At 68.0% G+C, this 15343-nt stretch carries 13 protein-coding genes and 2 pseudogenes; 5 read left to right on the top strand and 10 right to left on the bottom strand.

Annotation, left to right across the window (positions count from 1 at the left end; genetic code table 11):
• Window positions 1-7: 7 nt before the first annotated feature.
• The 3 genes from ACFYO1_RS15065 to ACFYO1_RS15055 form a co-directional block, all read right to left on the bottom strand.
• Window positions 8-709 carry a dienelactone hydrolase family protein gene (locus ACFYO1_RS15065; protein ID WP_387230845.1) on the bottom strand — a complete coding sequence of 234 codons (702 nt, stop codon included), beginning with the start codon at window positions 707-709 and terminating at the stop codon, window positions 8-10.
• Window positions 710-1017: 308 nt separating this feature from the next.
• Window positions 1018-1311: a TetR/AcrR family transcriptional regulator gene (locus tag ACFYO1_RS15060; RefSeq protein ID WP_387230843.1), complete on the bottom strand. Its 294-nt coding sequence runs from the start codon at window positions 1309-1311 to the stop codon at window positions 1018-1020.
• A 58-nt stretch (window positions 1312-1369) separates the two neighbouring features.
• The gene (locus ACFYO1_RS15055; RefSeq protein WP_387231876.1) at window positions 1370-3361 is read right to left on the bottom strand and encodes a heavy metal translocating P-type ATPase; all 1992 of its coding nucleotides are present in this window, start codon (window positions 3359-3361) and stop codon (window positions 1370-1372) included.
• A gap of 6 nt (window positions 3362-3367) precedes the next feature.
• On the opposite strand from ACFYO1_RS15055, the gene ACFYO1_RS15050 reads away from it, so the two are divergent.
• Together ACFYO1_RS15050 and ACFYO1_RS15045 are read left to right on the top strand one after the other, a co-directional pair.
• On the top strand, window positions 3368-3517 hold the full coding sequence (locus tag ACFYO1_RS15050) for a hypothetical protein (RefSeq protein WP_387231932.1): 150 nt from the start codon (window positions 3368-3370) through the stop codon (window positions 3515-3517).
• Window positions 3518-3556: 39 nt separating this feature from the next.
• The gene (locus ACFYO1_RS15045) at window positions 3557-4027 is read left to right on the top strand and encodes a hypothetical protein (protein ID WP_387231930.1); all 471 of its coding nucleotides are present in this window, start codon (window positions 3557-3559) and stop codon (window positions 4025-4027) included.
• A 156-nt stretch (window positions 4028-4183) separates the two neighbouring features.
• On the opposite strand, the pseudogene ACFYO1_RS15040 reads toward ACFYO1_RS15045, so the two are convergent.
• Both ACFYO1_RS15040 and ACFYO1_RS15035 read right to left on the bottom strand, forming a co-directional pair.
• Window positions 4184-4471 (bottom strand): annotated as a pseudogene (locus ACFYO1_RS15040) (cation transporter); the annotation flags it as partial.
• A 1384-nt stretch (window positions 4472-5855) separates the two neighbouring features.
• Window positions 5856-6950 carry an MBL fold metallo-hydrolase gene (locus ACFYO1_RS15035; RefSeq protein WP_387230841.1) on the bottom strand — a complete coding sequence of 365 codons (1095 nt, stop codon included), beginning with the start codon at window positions 6948-6950 and terminating at the stop codon, window positions 5856-5858.
• Window positions 6951-7126: 176 nt separating this feature from the next.
• On the opposite strand from ACFYO1_RS15035, the pseudogene ACFYO1_RS15030 reads away from it, so the two are divergent.
• Window positions 7127-7655, top strand: a pseudogene (locus tag ACFYO1_RS15030) (EAL domain-containing protein); the annotation flags it as partial.
• Between the two features lie 50 nt (window positions 7656-7705).
• Here ACFYO1_RS15030 and mshC read toward each other — a convergent pair.
• Window positions 7706-8944, bottom strand: a complete 1239-nt coding sequence (gene mshC, locus ACFYO1_RS15025; RefSeq protein WP_387230840.1) for a cysteine--1-D-myo-inosityl 2-amino-2-deoxy-alpha-D-glucopyranoside ligase — start codon at window positions 8942-8944, stop codon at window positions 7706-7708.
• 1352 nt (window positions 8945-10296) lie between these two features.
• Here mshC and ACFYO1_RS15020 point away from each other — a divergent pair.
• The gene (locus ACFYO1_RS15020) at window positions 10297-10677 is read left to right on the top strand and encodes a DoxX family protein (RefSeq protein ID WP_387230838.1); all 381 of its coding nucleotides are present in this window, start codon (window positions 10297-10299) and stop codon (window positions 10675-10677) included.
• A gap of 182 nt (window positions 10678-10859) precedes the next feature.
• Here the strand turns inward: ACFYO1_RS15020 and ACFYO1_RS15015 are convergent, their stop codons facing one another.
• The 4 genes from ACFYO1_RS15015 to ACFYO1_RS15000 all read right to left on the bottom strand — a co-directional run bounded on the left by ACFYO1_RS15015 (window position 10860) and on the right by ACFYO1_RS15000 (window position 14074).
• Window positions 10860-11663 carry an SCO1664 family protein gene (locus tag ACFYO1_RS15015; protein ID WP_387230836.1) on the bottom strand — a complete coding sequence of 268 codons (804 nt, stop codon included), beginning with the start codon at window positions 11661-11663 and terminating at the stop codon, window positions 10860-10862.
• A gap of 3 nt (window positions 11664-11666) precedes the next feature.
• On the bottom strand, window positions 11667-12251 hold the full coding sequence (locus ACFYO1_RS15010) for a DUF3090 domain-containing protein (RefSeq protein ID WP_387230834.1): 585 nt from the start codon (window positions 12249-12251) through the stop codon (window positions 11667-11669).
• 76 nt (window positions 12252-12327) lie between these two features.
• The gene (locus ACFYO1_RS15005; RefSeq protein WP_387230832.1) at window positions 12328-13080 is read right to left on the bottom strand and encodes a histidine phosphatase family protein; all 753 of its coding nucleotides are present in this window, start codon (window positions 13078-13080) and stop codon (window positions 12328-12330) included.
• A 67-nt stretch (window positions 13081-13147) separates the two neighbouring features.
• Window positions 13148-14074: an undecaprenyl-diphosphate phosphatase gene (locus ACFYO1_RS15000; protein WP_387231875.1), complete on the bottom strand. Its 927-nt coding sequence runs from the start codon at window positions 14072-14074 to the stop codon at window positions 13148-13150.
• A 269-nt stretch (window positions 14075-14343) separates the two neighbouring features.
• Here ACFYO1_RS15000 and ACFYO1_RS14995 point away from each other — a divergent pair, with 269 nt between their 5' ends.
• The gene (locus tag ACFYO1_RS14995; RefSeq protein WP_387230831.1) at window positions 14344-15315 is read left to right on the top strand and encodes an aldo/keto reductase; all 972 of its coding nucleotides are present in this window, start codon (window positions 14344-14346) and stop codon (window positions 15313-15315) included.
• Window positions 15316-15343: the final 28 nt, after the last annotated feature.

Raw genomic sequence — 15343 nt, 5'->3', positions numbered from 1 at the left:
CTCGTCTCTACTTCTCGACTGCGGTCAGGTGTGTGTCGAAGAAGCTGAAGATGCGCTGCCACGCGTCGCGGGAGGCGTCCTCGTTGTAACCCAGGCCGGTGACGCGCAGCAGCGGGTCGACCGGGGTGACGTTGGCGAAGGCGTGGGTGACCTTCGGGTAGACCTTGATGTCGTGCTCGACGCCGAGCTCGGTCAGCGCCTCGTCGAGCTTGCGGGGCGCGCCGATCAGGATCGGGTCGCGCTGGGCGTAGCTGGCCACGACCGGGCAGGCGCCGTCGAGCATGGCGCGGTAGTCGCCGTAGAGCGACGGATAGAACGGCGCGGACGCGTCGAACCCCTTCGGCGCGACCAGCAGCGCGAACCCGCCGCCCATGCAGAAGCCGATCACGGCGGTGCGGCCGGTGCAGTCGGGTTCGGCGACGAGCCGGTCGCGCGCCGCCAGCACGTCGCGCACCGGCGGACCGTCGCCGGTGAAGGCCAGCGCCCGGAAGATCGACCGGATGCAGCGCACCCGTCCCCGCGAGAACAGGTTCGGCGCGATCGTCAGGTACCCGTAATCGGCCAGCATCCCGACGGTCCGCCGCAGATCGGCACTGAACCCCACCCCATCGTGGATCACCACGACCCCGGGCCACGGACCGTCCCCGGACGGCCGCGCCAGGACCGCCTCGAGCCGGCCATCGGGTGCGGTGAGCTCAATCGTCTTCATGCCCACCGAATCTAGGTCAGTGTCTCAGACATGTACAGCACGATCCGGTCAACGCGGGGCGAGCACGGCCGGCAGGTCCCGGGCGCACCGCTCGTAGCGGGCGATGTCGAACCGCTCGGGAGCGGGGAGCAGCTGGTGCCCGGCCCGCTCGCCCGCCGGGACATCGCCAGCAGTTCCAGATCCAGGCCGGCGCGGCGGTCGCGACCCCATTCGAGCAGGGCGCGCAGCTGATCGAGGGCGAACTGCCGCGCGGCCTCGGATCGTTCGCGGACCTGGCTCGGCGCGTCGACGGCGGGCAGGAGCAGCAGCTACGAGTCCGGGTTCGCGGTGACGGCGGTGAGCAGGTTCGTCATCGCCGCGACGAGGATGTCGTCGAAGTCGCCGTCCTCGGTGAAGGCCGGCATCGCCTCCGCGAGCGTGGCCAGCGCACGCTGCCCTTCGCGATCGAAGAGGGCGAGCAGCAACGGTTCCACGCCCGGATAGGCCGCGTAGACACGAGGTGTGGCCAGCTCGGCCTCGCGCGACACGGCCTCCATCGTGATCCCCGCATACCCGCCGCGGATGACCAGCAGCGCCGCGTCCCGCACCTGCTCGCGCCGCACCTCGAGCTGCGTCCGCGGCTGGCGGGGGCGTTTGACCGGCTGGCTCGCCGAACTCCCACTAGTCGCCGGTCGAAGTCCGGCCGGGCAGGCGGAGTCGTTTGAGCGACACCGCGTTCAGGGCGACGATGATGCTCGAACCCGACATCGACATCGCGGCGATCTCCGGGCGCAGGGTGAAGCCGAACGCCGGAACGAACACACCTGCGGCGATGGGCAGCGCGATGGTGTTGTAGCCGACGGCCCAGGCCAGGTTCTGATGCATTTTGCGCAGGGTGCCGCGGCCGATGCGCAGGGCGGTGGGGACGTCCAGCGGGTCCGAGCGCATCAGGACGAGGTCGGCGGTCTCGATGGCCACGTCGGTGCCCGCGCCGATCGCGATGCCGAGATCGGCGCCGGCCAGCGCGGGCGCGTCGTTGACGCCGTCGCCGACCATCGCCACCTTGCGGCCGTCGCGTTGCAGCTCAGCGACTTTCGCCGCCTTGTCGCCGGGCAGGACCTCCGCGATCACGGTGTCGATGCCGAGGTCGGCGGCGATGCGTTCGGCGGTGGCGCGGTTGTCGCCGGTCAGCATGACCACCTCGATGCCGAGGTCGTGCAACTCGGCGACCGCGGCGGCGGAGGTGTCGCGGGGTGCGTCGGCGAGGCCGATCGCGGCGGCGGCGGTGCCATCGATCGCGGCGAGGACCGCGGTGTGGCCGGAGTCGGCGAGCTGGTTTCGGTGTGCGGCAAGAGATCCGAGGTCGATGTGCTCGCGTTCGAACAGGCGGCGGTTGCCCACCACGACGCGACGTCCGTCGACCTCGGCAATAGCGCCGTGGCCGGGGATGTTCTCGAACTTGGCGGCGGACGGCGTTGCGCTGCCGTGGGTTTCGGCGTGGCGGACGATCGCGGCAGCCAAGGGATGTTCGGATTCCCGTTCGACCGCGGCGACCAGGCGCAAGACCTCGTCGGCCGAATATCCCTCGGCGGTAATCACATCGGTGACTTCCGGTTCGCCCTTGGTCAGGGTTCCGGTCTTGTCCATGACCACGGTGTGGATCCGGGCCGCGGCTTCCAGAGCGAGCGCGTTCTTGAACAGCACACCGCGTTTCGCGCCGAGACCGGTGCCGACCATGATCGCGGTCGGGGTGGCGAGACCGAGCGCGTCGGGGCAGGTGACCACCACGACGGTGATGGCGAACAGCATCGCCTTGGCGAACGAGGCGCCGGCCAGCAGCCACACCGCGAATGTCAGTGCGCCGCCGAACAATGCGACCAGCACCAGCCAGAATGCCGCGCGGTCGGCCAGCTTCTGGCCCGGCGCCTTCGAATTCTGGGCCTGCTGAACCAGTTCCACGATCTGCGCCAGCGCGGTGTCCGCGCCGACCTTCGTCGCGCGAATCCGCAAGGTGCCGTTGGTGTTCAGCGAGGCGCCGATGACCGTCGAGCCCGGCTCCTTGTGCACCGGCATGCTCTCGCCGGTCACCATCGACTCGTCGACCTCGCTGTCCCCCTCCGCCACGACACCGTCGACGGCGATCTTCGCGCCCGGCCGCACCAGCAGCAGGTCACCGACCACCACCTCCGCGGTGGGCACCTCGACCGGCGTACCGTCGCGGATCACCTCCGCCTTGGGCGGCGCCAGATCCAGCAGCGCGCGGATCGCGTCATTGGCACCGCCGCGGGCCCGCATCTCGAACCAATGACCGAGCAGCACAAAGGTCGCCAGCATCGTCGAGGCCTCGTAGAACACCTCGCCCCCGCCGGTCAGGGTGATCGCCAGCGAATACAACCACCCCGCCCCGATCCCTACCGCGACCAGCACCATCATGTCCAACGTGCGTGCCCGCAACGCCGCCACCGCACCGGTGAAGAAGATCGCCGACGAATAGAACACCACCGGCAAACTCAAGATCAACGCCCAAATGTCCTGCCGCATCCCGAACGGGACCGGCAGACGCAACCCGAACATGTCGGTGGCCATCGGCGACCACAACATCACCAGCACCGCGAAGACCGCGGCCACAAGGAAACGATTCCGCATGTCGGCGGCCATGTCCTCCATGGACATTCCGGCATGACCTGCGTGACCAGCGTGCGCGTCATGCCCGGCGTGCGCGTCATGCCCGGCGTGCGCGTCACGCCCGGCGTGCCCGGCGTGCCCGGCGAGCCCGGCGTGCGCGTCATGCCCGGCGTGCGCGTCACGCCCGGCGTGCCCAGCGCGTAGATCGCGACCCGCCTCTATGTCGCCTTCCGACTGCGCGCCATGATCGGAGTCACCGGCCCTGTTCTCGTTGTCGGCGTGCGGCGCAACACCTTCAGAGTGAGCGGTCGGCACTTGGTGCGCGACGCCGTGCGATGCCGGATCGCTGTCGGCTTTGTCTTGGGCGGTAGCCCTGTCGGCTTCGGGATACGCAGCGGGCGAATCGCGTATTCCGGCGACATCGCGACCGGCAGGTGCAGCTGCTGCGCCGTGGCCGGCGTGCGCGGACGGGCTGTCATGATCTGGGTGCGGCGCAACACGTTCAGTGTGGGCGGGCGACACATGGTCGTGGATGTCGTGCGAACTCGCCGCACCGTCGAGTTCGCCCGGGGTATCCGTCATTCCGCCCTCTGGATCGGCGGCTCGAGCATCCCGGCTTCCAGCGACAGTGCGACCGCGCGATGTGCCGCCCAGGCGAGGCTCGGTGTGATCGGTGACGTCGGTGTGCTCGGCCTGAATCACGGGAGAGTGTGAGTCATGCGCGGTGTGTCCCGAGGTGGCGGCAGGCGTGCTGTGGACGACGTCAGTCCTACCTGGGGTACCGGGGGTGGTCGGGTCGCCGGAGTGTGGCTCGACCAGCGGATCGCAGATGTGGCTCGGCACCGAGCGCCCCGCGCAGTGGTAGCCGCAGTCGCGGATCCAGCCGGCCAGTTCGGCGACCGAGGTGCGGGCCGGGTCGTACGCGATTGTCGCGGTTTGCGCGGTCGGGTTGGCGGCGACGTCGAGCACGCCCGGCCTGCGGCGAAGTACGGCGGTGACGACATTGGCTTGGCTGGCCCAGCGAACGCCGCGCACGTCGAGGACGACGGTGCGGCGAGTTGGGTTGCGGTGCTGCTGGTCGTGGTTCACGTACCTCACTCCTCGTTCGGAAACCTCGGCTCGATCGAATCGAAGCGCGCCATCGGCAAGATCGACCATATACCCCTACCGGGTAGGTGTCTAACCCGAATCGCCGACACTGAAGCACGAAACCGATCGGCACGGACGCACAAGTCGATCCCGCACACGCCGACCATCTCGCGCCCACGACGAGCAACCGGACCACGAGCCGCACCAAGCGGAACATCGCCAACGCGCGCCAACCTCGGCCACACCACCCAATCGAACGCATACCCGCACCGAACGGGGCATGACGGAGCTTTCACCCGCGATTCGACGCAACCATGTCCCGCTCGGCCTGCAACGAGAAGCGAACCTGTATCGGACGGGACAGGACGGAGAACTCGTCCTCGATTCGACGCGACCGTGCCCCACTCAACCTGCAACCAAGGCATAGCCGTCGAACGGGACATCACCCCGGCGCCCGAAAGTCGACGCAATCATGTCCCGCTCGACACCCAACCGAGGACACGACCTTGCCGAACAGGTACATGACGGCGGCGGAACCCTTCCGAAAGAGACCGCACTGCGAGCAACCTGAGTGCCGAACAACGATGTCTGCCACGGCCAGAAAGAATGGCCAGGACTCCTTGAGCGGGACACGACGGAGGAGCCACCAACAATTCGGCGCGGTCATGCCCCTCTCGACACTCATATGGGCAACCTCCCTCGCCGAGCGGGACACGACAGAGAGGTCACCAACGATTCAGCGCAGTCATGCCCCTCTCGACACTCATATGGGCAACCTCCCTCGCCGAGCGGGACATGACGGATCAGGACCCTTACCGAAACGGTCGCAGCACCTCGAGCGGGACGCGACGGAGGAGCTTCCACCGATTTGGCGCGGTAACGTCCCGCCCCGGCACGCAAATGGGGAGCCTCACTTGCCGAGCGGGACATAACCGATCGGGACCCTTGCCGAAAAGGATCTCAGCGCGAGCAACCTCAGCGGCAAGCGCAACGATTTTCCGCCCGGCGAGGACGCAACGATTTCTGCCCGGGACAGTTCCTTCGAGATCCGGAACTTTCGACGCGTAATCCTGACCCTCACTCCGGCGGACGTCGGCCCGCAGACTCCGGCCGAGATCGGCCGGTTCCTGCTGGGCGACGCTGCGGGAGAACGTCATTGAGCCGAGGCTCGGGTCTCAGTTGAGGGACTTCAGCACGCTGCGGTCGAAGGCGCGAGGAAACACCGGTCACAGCACCTCGAACGGGCACGGGAGCTGCCACTAACGATTTGGTGCGGTCGCGTCCTGCTCGACAGGTAAATGGGCGGCCTCGCTTGCCGGGCGGGACATGACGGACGGGAGTTACGTTGGGCGTGGGGCCTGGTCTCTACGCGACAGGCCGCTGCGGCGGGTTGTGCAGGTTTGCACTGGGCGCAACGGCGCGGGAGGGGTTGGGGGTGAGGCGAATTCGTTGGTCAGAGGGGGAAGGTCAGGCGGTCGGGGCGGATGTAGTCGGTGGGGTCGTGGAGGGAGCGGAGTTCGGGGCGGCGCGGGGTGGGGATGCGGGTCAGTTCGGTGTGGAGGGGTGGGTCGTAGGTGGCGGCACCTGCGGTTATGCCGGGGAGCCAGTTGTCGTGGTGCGCGGGGACGAAGAGGGTGGGGGCGATGGCTTCGATGTAGCGGCGGGGGTCGCGGAGGCCGTTGGTGATCTGGTTGAAGCCTTGGACGGCGCCGATCTGGAGATCGGTTTTCGGTAGGTCCGCGAAGACGTCGAAGACGTTGGGGGCCTTCTCGGTCAGGGGGCCGGTCGAGTCGTGCCAGACCAGGGAGAAGCCGGGGACGCGGAATTGGTAGAGGAGGGAGCCGCCCTCGGGATCGTTCAGGCGCGGGACGTTCTGCAGAACGCCGGCCAGGGTCGGCGGATGTTGAACGAGGGCGCAGAGTTCCGGCATCGGGAAGAACGGGGGCGAGCCGCCAGGGCGTTCGGGGGCGGTCGGTGCGGAGTGCACGTGGCGGATCGCGGTCACCTCGACGGGGCCGACGGTGAAGTCGTGCCGCTCCCCCGGTTGCGAATTGGCGTCGCCGAGGGCGACGGTCCGGAAGGCCGGATCGCTCACCTGCGCACGGATACTCACTCCATGGTCGGCGGTCCCGTAGACCACAGCTCCGGACGCCTGCGCGATCCGCCCGGCGTCACCCGCGTGATCGAAATGCCCGTGTCCGATGAAGATCGCCTCGGGCGCGAGGTCGGCGAGATCCTGTGGCGTGGCGGGCACATATCCGGTGCTGGTGAGCCGGGGCACCCAAGCGTCCAGCAGGAACACCGATCCACCCATCGCCAGCGCATACGTCGTGCACCCCACCCACGCCAGCACCACGCGATCCGCCCGAACCACACCGGTTTCCGCGTCGACGGTGTCCGCTCCGAAGAATCGCTGTCGAGCGGCGACGGTCTGCGGTGAACCAGGATCGGCCGACGCGGTCAATCGCCCCGCCGCCAGCAAAACCCCGGCACCGAGCGCTCCGCCCAGCATCGTCCGCCGCCCGATCAAACCCGGAATGTTGCACACCGCAGTACCACATCACGGAACGCGCTCCCCGGCAACCATTTCCGCCGACGAGGTGCAGCGCGGGCACGATGTTGCCGTCAAGGCGCGCCGATCCGGGGGCCGGTGGGGATCCACAGGTGCCCGCGTCCGGCCCACGCCCTTCCGGTTGTCGGTCTGTACCGGACCGACAACCGGACGAGTCCTCGCAGCAGCTGCCGATCGAGGTGGAACTGTGCGAGGCCGTCGACCGCGGCGCACTATCAGCCGATGGTCAGCCTCACCGAGGGCGGCGGCAAGGCGGTCGGGGTCGAGGCGCTGGCCGCGCTGGTCATCGAGCGCGCAGCCGACGTCACCACCGAGGGAATGATCCGGGTCGCCGAGGACTACGACCTCATCTCCGACTTGGACGAGCTGGTGTGGCGCCGGGCCGACGCGCCACAGCACCGGCGAGGACCTCGCCGGTCAGCCAAACGGTCGACCGAATCGAAGGTTCGGCGACGACAGGCGCCGCGTCTGCAAGACACCTTCGTCCAGCTCGATCTGCCCCTGAACGTGAACGTCAGCGGCCTGGAACTGGCCGAAGCGGGCTACGCTGACCGCGTCACGGGCATCCTCGCCAACACCGGCTCACCCGCCGAGCGGCTGCTGCTCGAGAACGAGCCGACGGCCGAATCCCACAGGACCATCGCGAATCTGTACACCCTGTTTGAGCGCGACGTGCGGGTCACTTCGACGTCAAAATTCCGCGGGATCGGCCAGCAGAGGTGCGAAGTGGCCTACAAGCTGACTCCGAGGAGCGCGTCGACCGCGGCGGCGACGGCCGCGGGGGCTTCGGCGTCCGAGCCGCCGTAGTCCAGGGCCTGGCGGGCCCAGTTGTCCACGGCGTCCAGCGCTTTCGGGGAGTCCAGGTCGTCGGACAGGTGCTGGCGGAGGCGGGCTACGGTGTCGGTGGCTGCGGGTCCGGAGGCGAGGGCGGCGGCGCGGCGCCACCGGTCGAGGCGGGCTTTGGCCTGCTCGAGGACCTCGTCGGTCCACATGCGGTCTTGGCGGTAGTGGCCGGCCAGCAGGCCGAGGCGGATGGCGGCGGGGTCGACGCCGCTGCGGCGCAACGTCGAGACCAGGACGAGATTGCCCTTGGACTTCGACATCTTCTCGCCGTCCAGACCGATCAGACCGGCGTGCACGTAGTGGCGGGCGAAGCGGCGACCGGCGATGAGCGACTCGGCGTGCGCGGCGGAGTACTCGTGATGCGGGTAGATGAGGTCGCTGCCGCCACCTTGGATGTCGAACTCGGGTCCGATTCGGTTGAGCGCGATCGCCGAACACTCGATGTGCCAGCCGGGCCGACCCGCGCCGAACGGCGACGGCCAGGACGGCTCGCCCGGGCGCTCCGCGCGCCACAGCAGCGCGTCGATGGTGTCGCGCTTGCCGGGACGGTCCGGGTCGCCGCCGCGTTCGGCGAACAGGCGCTCCATGGTGGCGCGGTCGTAGCCGGATTCGTAGCCGAACTGCTCGGTGGCGTCAGCGCGGAAGTACACGTCGGGGAACTCGGCGTCATCGACGACGTAGGCCGCGCCCGAAGCCAGCAGCTTCTGCACGAATTCGATGACCTCGTCGACGGATTCGATGGCGCCGACGTACTCGCGCGGCGGGACGACGCGCAGCGCGGTCATGTCCTCGCGGAACAGGTTGATCTCGCGGGTGCCCAGGTCGCGCCAGTCCACGCCGTCGCGCTCGGCCCGCTCGAACAGCGGGTCGTCGACATCGGTCACGTTTTGCACGTAGTGCACGTCGTGGCCGGCGTCGCGCAGGGCGCGGTTGACCAGATCGAAGGTCAGGTAGGTGGCGGCGTGACCGAGGTGGGTCGCGTCGTACGGGGTGATCCCGCAGACGTACATGGTGGCGGTGGCACCGGGTGTCACCGGCCGTACCTGACGGTCGGCGGTGTCGTACAACCGCAACGGCGGCCCTGCTCCGGGGATGGTGGGTAGGGCGGTATCGGACCAGGACTGCATGATTCGAGGGTAAAGGTGTGGTCGAGATCATCGACCCCCGCCCCGGCCCAGAGCCCGCCGTAAGTCCCTGACCTGCCACTCCCGACCTGCGTTTTTCAGCAAATCATGGGATGTCAAGATTTTCGCTCTCGCAGAATCGACTGTCGGGAGATCCACCGTCCGGCACCGAGCGCCATCGAATCAACCGCCGACGGTAGCGTCCCGGCAGCCCCAGGGCAATGAGAAATCCCGAGTTCATCGGCGGCGACCGGCACACGATGCATGCCTGCGCGCGCTGCCGAACATGCCTGCACGCGGTGCCGGACCGACTGCGATCGGGAACGCACCGCGCCCACTGAACCAGTGCCGCACCATCACTCAGCGCCCAGCAGGACTGGACTGAGCGAGCGCCGCGAGGGGCGGTACAGCACCGGAGATTTCGAACTCGACTACTCCGACGCGGCCACCGGTGCAACGGTTGACCTTCAGCACCGGGCCAGACGAGATCCGCCCGCACCCCGAGTAGTTCGTCCGGCCAGCTGCACCGCCACCCGTTTCATGTTCGCCATCAAAGCGCCCGCTGCCGCAGGTCCTCACCGACACACGATCGTTCGCTGCTTCGAAATCGGCAGAGCCTGACGTTCCCGCCCGCGGCATTCCTCGCCATCCCACGCACCGAGCACCCCGGGCGCCACGTGCGGGCCGATCGCAGCAGCCGCACGGCTTCTGATTTCCCGCACCAGGAATTGCATGCGAATCTCGGTGCGGGAAATCAGAAAGTGTGCGGCTGTGCCAGGCTCCCCGCGCGGCCATCCGGGCGTAGGCCGTGGAGACACCCGCCTGTGCACGCCCTCCCGTGCACCTGCCCCGGCGTACGCCGCTAAGGGCACCTGGCCCGGCGTACGCTTCCGGGCACTGGCCCCTGCGTACGCCGCTCAGGGCACCTGATCCGGCGTACACGCTTCCGGGCACTGGCCCCTGCGTACGCCGCTCAGGGCATTTGACCCGCGCACGCCGCTCGGGGGCGCCGTCCTGGCCGTTCAGGCTCGAGTGCACGCCCTGCGAACTCCTCGAGCGCTGGCGTCTGCGACAACGAAGCTCCCATGGCAGCCCATGCACTCCAGTTCAGACAAACGCACACCCCCTGCTTTCCCGCACACCGAATTGCATGCGATTCCGTGTGCGGGGAATCAGGGGGTGTGCGGCTATGGCGTATGTCACGTGGGTGGGGTGTTACGGGGAGAGGGGTGGGGGCGTCTTATGGGCGCCTGGTGAGGACATCGGGTAGTCGACATGGTTGGCGTTGGCGCGTCGGCTGGTCGGTTCGGATAAATCCGGGCGTGAGAGTTGCCTGTATTTCGAAGGAGATCATCATGAATGTCGCGCTGTGGGTTGCGGCCGGTCTGCTGGCGGCGATCGCGTTGGCCGGCGGGATCACGAAGACGGTTGTGCCCAAGGCGAAGCTGGCTGCGGCGGCCGGTGGAGAATGGACGGGTCGCGCCCCCGCCGGGTTCATCAAGGCCCTCGGCGTGCTCGAGATTCTGGCTGCGGCCGGCCTGATCCTGCCTGCCGTGCTCGATATCGCACCGGTCATGGTGCCAGTCACCGCCGCCTGCTGGATCGTTCTGATGATCGGCGCGATGCTGACACATCTGCGCGATGATGGTTGGAAGTTCGCGTTGGTGAACCTGGTCTACCTCGCCCTTGCCGTGTTCGTCGCCTGGGGTCGCTTCGGCCCGCACTCGTTCAGCTGAACCGGCACCAAGACGCTCACCTCACCGAGTCCCCCGGAGACGCACCACTTTTGATTTCCCGCACCGAAATTCGCATGCGATTTTCGGTGCGGGAAATCAAAAGGCGTGCGGCAACCCGGGGCCGGCAATCACCTAGAGTTCGGCACTCTGTGCAGGTTCGCATTCACTGCCGAGAACCGGATTCAGAAGGCAGGCCAGGGAATAGGGCGGGATGTACGCGGGGTCGGCATCACCGGATTGTCGAGCAATTCCTGGGTGCGGTCGGCCAGCGCTTCGATTTCGGCATCCGTGATGTGCTCGGCGAGCACGTCCGCCACTGTCCCCGGTAGTTCCTTCGCGAACGCGGTGATGTCGGCAATCAGCGCATCGCTCAGCGGCTGTCCGGCCCAACCCCACAGCACCGTGCGCAATTTGTGCTCGGTGTGCAAACAGATGCCGTGGTCGACCCCGTACACCTGCCCGTCCACGCCCTCCAACGCATGCCCGCCTTTGCGGTCGGCGTTGTTCAGCAACACATCCAGCACGGCCATCCGCTGCAACCGCGGATCATCGGCATGGATGAGCGAAACCTCGTTCCCCGCCGGATCCTGCGCCCGCAGCACCTCGCGAAAACCATCCGGCACCGATCCGGGTGAAACCAGATCGACCAGATCGAGCCGGTCCCGTTGCTCGGTGTGGTTGTCGACCCCGTCGATCCAACGCTGCACCATCCCGACCCCGTAGGGCCCGTCCCGCAGAATCGTCTCCGGAATCACTCCCCACCCGACGGCGGCGGAAACCGCATAGGACGCCACTTCACGCCCGGCCAACGTGCCGTCCGGGAAATCCCATAATGGCCGCTCCCCCCGCACCGGCTTGTAAACCACCCGCAACGGCGATTCACCCTCGTCGAGAATGTCGCAGACCAGGGTGACGTTACTGGCAGTGCTGATCCGCCCGATCACCGTCAGCTCGCCGCTGTGGAACCGGTCCCCGGCCCGCGTCACCGATCACTCCTCTAGTTCGGCCGCGCCGAAGATATCGCCGCGCTTGTACCCGTTGGTGCGCACGCACATGTGCCCCCGGGACGACAACGGCTCCCCGCACAGCGGGCACGGCGGCCGGCCCGCCGCGATCACCCTGGTCGAACGCAACGCGAACTCCCGCGCCTGGATCGGCGTGAGAAATACGCGAACCGCGTCCGGTCCCTCCTCGGTGTCGTCGAGCACGACCGACTCGTCGACCTCGGTCTCGGTGATCGCCAGCAACTCGACCACCACGGCATTCGCGTCGGCGTCCCAGCCGAGCCCCATGGTGCCGACCCGGAACTCCGCGTCCACCGGCGTCACCAGCGGCGCGGTGTCGCCGATGTCGTCGGCCTGCGGCGGCACCTCGGCACCGAACCGGCGAGCGACCTCGTCCAACAGCAGACCCATCCGGTCCGCGAGCACCTTTACCTGCTGCTTCTCCAGCAGCACACTGACCACCCGCGGTTCCTCTATGGCCTGCAGATAGAACGAACGATCGCCCGGCTCACCGACGGTCCCGGCGACGAAACGATCGGGGGTGCGAAATACATGGATTGCGCGTGACACATGCACCTCCTGATACGTGACCCTGATCGACTACCCACGGCGCTGTGATACAACGCCACTCCGTGTACAAGGAATCTCAGCGCTCCGCATTCCCATTATCCCCACTCCCCGAGCTACCCAGCTCGCCGCCGGGAACGGGCCCGGTGGTGTCGGCCGTAGCGTCAGGCTTGGCCGAGCCGGAATCGGAAACGGGCCGTGGCGGATTCGACAGCGCGGACAGGTCGGTGCCGGTGTCGTTGAGCCGCCACACGTAGGGCGCGGTCGGGGTGTAGCGGACGACGCTGATCGAGGCCGGCTCGACCACGATCCGCTGGAACCCGTCCAAGTGGATGCCCAGCGCGTCGGCCAGCACGGATTTGATCACGTCACCGTGGGTGCAGGCCACCCACAGCGTGTCCTGCCCGTGCTGCTCGGCGAGCGCCCGATCGTGCTCGCGCAGCGCCGCGACCGCCCGGGTCTGCACCTGCGCCAGCCCCTCACCGCCCGGGAAAACCGCGCCGGAGGCGTGCCGCTGCACCACTTTCCAGAGGGGTTCGTTGAGCAGTTCGGCGATCGGCCGCCCGGTCCATTCGCCGTAATCGACCTCGATCAGCCGGTCGTCGAAGACCGGTTCCAGCCCTAATTTCTCCGCTAGCGGCGCCACCGTTCGCTGACAGCGCAACAGCGGAGAGTGCACGATCCGTTCGATCGGCAGCCCGGCGAGCCGGTCGGCGACCGCCTCGGCCTGGGTGGTGCCGTGGTCGGTCAGCTCGACGCCGGTGCTGCGACCGGCCAACGTGCGGGCGGTGTTCGAGGTCGAGACTCCGTGCCGGAGCAGAATCACCGTCATGTAGTCAGCCTAAGCCCGCCTGCTGCCCGGCCGCCGCCCCCCATGGGGTCGCTACGCGATGCGGTACTCATGTGGCCGACACGACACCCGTCGCCAGGAGTCCCATCACGGTCAGTCCGAGGACGATGCGGTAACCGACGAACCAGTCGAGCGAATGCTTCGCGACGAACTTCAGCAGCCACGCCACCGACGCGTACCCGACCACGAACGCGAGCAGTGTCGCGACAATCAGCTGCGCCCCGCTGGCATTGAGTCCCTCACCAGCCGGTTTGAACGCATCCGGAATGCTGAACAACCCCGACGCGGTCACCGCGGGAATCGCCAGCAGGAACGAGAACCGCACGGACGCTTCACGAGTCAGCCCGAGGAACAGGCCCGCCGACGACGTGGCACCGGACCGCGAGACACCCGGAATCAACGCGAGACACTGCGCGAAACCCATCACCAGCCCGTCGCGCGTGGTCAGCTGCTCCAACGGCCGCAACTTGCGTCCGTAGTACTCGGCCGCCGCGATCACCAGCGCGAACGCGATGAGCATGAACGAGATCAGCCACAGGTTGCGCGCCGCCGTGCGGATGACGTCCTTGAGCAGGAACCCGAGCACGCCGATCGGGATGGTGGCGATGATCACATACCAGCCGATTCGGTAGTCCAGCTCGCGCTGCCGCTGTTCATCGAAGTAGCGATCGGCCTGGCCCATGGTGACCACGGGCAGCCGGGTCGTCACCTGCTCGGTGATCGGCACCCGGTTCCGGGACGACAGCTTGCTCAGCACGGTGCTGAACCACGCCTGCAGGATCCGCCAGATGTCCTTCGCGAAATACACCAGCACGGCGGCCTCGGTGCCTAGCTGCGTCACCGCGGTGAACGAAGCACCCGCGTCGTCGCCGAAGAACACTCCCGACACGATCCGCAAATGCGCCGACGACGAGATGGGCAGGAACTCCGTGAGCCCCTGCACCAGGCCGAGCACGAGCGCCTGGATCCAGGTCATCGATTCGCCCGTCACACGGTCTCCTGGTGTCTCATGCCGCCTCCACGTGTTCCTGCCCGAAATAACCGTTCCGACTGGGCAATTGGTCATCAACCGGGTTGCGCGTGAGTGAGCACCGGCGCAATCCCGCAGCGACAGTACAGTGTCGCGGCCGTACTGGCATGCTCGCACCGCTGCCGGGAACGACGCGCGAGCCACTGTGCGGGTAGACGTCCGGACGCCGGTGCACGCTCTAGGCTTGGCGCCGTGACGATTGCGCGGACACGGTGATGGAACAGCGGACGGTCGGCCACAGCGGCCTACGGGTGTCCCGGATAGGTCTTGCGACCCATACCTGGGGTTCGCATACGGACGCCGACGAGGCGGCCGGGCAGTTGGTGGCGTTCATCGAGGCGGGCGGCACGCTCGTCGACACCTCCCCCGCGTATGCCGGTGGCGGCGCGCAGCGGATCCTGGCCGAATTGCTCGGTGATCTCGTCTCGCGCGACGATCTGGTGCTCAGCGGTTGCGCCGGTCTCGCGCCGCGGGTGACGCCTGCCCCGGCCGGGCCCGCGGTGCCGGACGCGACGACGCGCACCGCGGTCGATACCTCGCGGCGCGCGCTGCTGCGTCAGCTCGATCGCACGTTGCTCGAATTCGGGACCGATCATCTGGATATCTGGAATGTCGCGGTGTGGGATCCGCGGACGCCGCTGGACGAGGTCGCGGCGACACTCGAGCAGGCGATCCGGGCCGGGAAGGTCCGGTATGCGGGCGTGCGCGGGTTCGGTGCGTGGCAGTTGGCCAGTCTTGCCGCGGTCGCGCCGATCAGTGCCGCGTACACGCAGTACTCGCTGCTGGCCCGGGACGCGGAGACCGATTTCGTGCCGGCCGCGCTGCATCACGGAGTCGGCGTGATCGCCTCGGCGCCGCTGGCCGGCGGCATTCTCACCGGCAAGTATCGCGATGGGGTGCCTGCGGATTCGCGGGGCGCGGATGAGGCGACGGCCGCGGATATCCGCGACAGCCTCGACGAACGCGCGACCCGGGTGGTCGACGCGCTGGTGACCGCCGCGGACGGACTCGGCACGTCGCCGCTGGCCGTCGCGCTGGCGTGGATTCGGGACCGTCCGGGCGTGGCGAGCATGATCGTCGGAGCTCGCGATATCGGGCAGCTCACCGGCGTACTCGCCGCCGAGGCGCTCGAAGTGCCACGCGCGATCGCCGCCGCATTGGACGATGTCAGTGCGCGCAACGACTGAGGTGCCCGGCCGATGTGCCCGCGCTGCC

Source organism: Nocardia sp. NPDC006044 (genome assembly GCF_042871115.1).
In the GTDB taxonomy this organism is placed as follows: domain Bacteria; phylum Actinomycetota; class Actinomycetes; order Mycobacteriales; family Mycobacteriaceae; genus Nocardia.
Note: the sequence above shows the minus strand (reverse complement) of the source record. Positions and strands in the feature narration are given on the sequence as shown.

Excerpts from the sequence above, each read along its gene's own strand:
- ACFYO1_RS15065 (WP_387230845.1), bottom strand. The coding sequence starts at position 709 with ATGAAGACGATTGAGCTCACCGCACCCGATGGCCGGCTCGAGGCGGTC.
- ACFYO1_RS15055 (WP_387231876.1), bottom strand. The coding sequence starts at position 3,361 with ATGTCCATGGAGGACATGGCCGCCGACATGCGGAATCGTTTCCTTGTG.
- ACFYO1_RS15050 (WP_387231932.1), top strand. The coding sequence starts at position 3,368 with ATGACCTGCGTGACCAGCGTGCGCGTCATGCCCGGCGTGCGCGTCATG.
- ACFYO1_RS15045 (WP_387231930.1), top strand. The coding sequence starts at position 3,557 with ATGATCGGAGTCACCGGCCCTGTTCTCGTTGTCGGCGTGCGGCGCAAC.
- mshC (WP_387230840.1), bottom strand. The coding sequence starts at position 8,944 with ATGCAGTCCTGGTCCGATACCGCCCTACCCACCATCCCCGGAGCAGGG.
- ACFYO1_RS15020 (WP_387230838.1), top strand. The coding sequence starts at position 10,297 with ATGAATGTCGCGCTGTGGGTTGCGGCCGGTCTGCTGGCGGCGATCGCG.
- ACFYO1_RS15005 (WP_387230832.1), bottom strand. The coding sequence starts at position 13,080 with ATGACGGTGATTCTGCTCCGGCACGGAGTCTCGACCTCGAACACCGCC.
- ACFYO1_RS15000 (WP_387231875.1), bottom strand. The coding sequence starts at position 14,074 with ATGACCTGGATCCAGGCGCTCGTGCTCGGCCTGGTGCAGGGGCTCACG.
- ACFYO1_RS14995 (WP_387230831.1), top strand. The coding sequence starts at position 14,344 with ATGGAACAGCGGACGGTCGGCCACAGCGGCCTACGGGTGTCCCGGATA.